This window comes from Acidiphilium sp. PM (assembly GCF_000219295.1).
Classification (GTDB): domain Bacteria; phylum Pseudomonadota; class Alphaproteobacteria; order Acetobacterales; family Acetobacteraceae; genus Acidiphilium; species Acidiphilium multivorum.
In genome coordinates, this window is record NZ_AFPR01000404.1 from 1 (window position 1) to 1,157 (window position 1,157).

At 70.6% G+C, this 1,157-nt stretch carries 1 protein-coding gene; it reads right to left on the reverse strand.

Translation table 11 applies throughout. From position 1 onward, the window contains the following. Nucleotides 1–1,157 (reverse strand): ImcF-related family protein (locus APM_RS13050; protein ID WP_039888683.1); only part of this gene is annotated, 1,157 nt, incomplete at both ends.

The window sequence follows — 1,157 nt, forward strand, 5'->3', positions numbered from 1 at the left end:
AGCGGAGAGCCTGCCGCGCCGTTGCCCACATAATTGCGCAGCGGCGCGAACTCGGCGTTGATTGCCGCCCCGGGCTTCGGGGCCGGGGCGCCTGACGCCTGCGGGCCCAGCAACTGCTTCAGCCGCGTCGCCGCTTCGTTCAGCTTGGCCGGTGCCCGCAGCTTCGCCTCGGCGCCCGTCGCCCCCTTGGCGGCCTTCGCAAGGTCTTTCGGCGGTTTGGTGAGCGTAAGCTCGTCCGCCATCGACGACAGCAGCCGCACCATCGGCGATTGGGGCGAGCCAAGCACGTAGAGCGCCTGCACGGCCTGGCCCGCGGAGCCGAGGGGCGCGATATTGAGGTCGTCGATCATCGACTGCCAGTGCCGGGCATAGGCGGTGTCATAGAGCCGGATCACATCCTGCTCGAGCGACTGCATCTGCGGCGAATCCGGCTTGATCCGGTCCTGCGCGCCGAGCACCCAGCTTTCCCTGGCGACATCCTGTGTCGCATGGGTGAGGGCCGGCAGCAGCACGGTGTAGAAGCCGCGCTTGGTGAAGAAGCCGGGCACGCCATCGGTCAGCGGCTTGCCGGTGGCGTTGACGAAATAGGGCGTTCCGGCAGCCCCCAGCGCCGCCGCCGGCGTCCAGGCCGGCACGCGGGACGCCGCCTCGGAATCGCGGATGCGGGAATAGACCCGCTCGGCGATCGGCACGCGCGAGAAGGTCGCGCGCGCGGTGGCGATCAGCTGGCCGTCCAGCGGAACGTCCGGCAGCGGGCGGGCGAGCAGCGCGGTCAGGTCCCGCATCAGCGAATGGCGCAATGCGGTCTGGCCGAAGCCCGGATAGAGGCGCCGCCAGTCGAGCTTCATCCAGGCCTCGACCAGCGAGGCGTCGAGCGGTCCCTGATTGCCGAGCATGAGATAGACGCGGGTCGCCTGATACAGGAAATCCGGCCGGTCGAGCCCGCCGCGCATTTCCGCCTCGAGCTGAAGCACGAGGCGCGGCAGCAGCGCGTGGTCGAGCACGTTGCGGTAGACGGCGGCGGTCGCAGCCCTGATCGAGGCGCCCTGGTCGAGGCCGATGCCGTGATAGCCGCGCTCGGGGGGCGCGCCGGCAAGGTCGCGGGCCTCGCGCAGCAGCGGCGCGATCCGCGACAGATCGGCGCTGGCGACCGGATC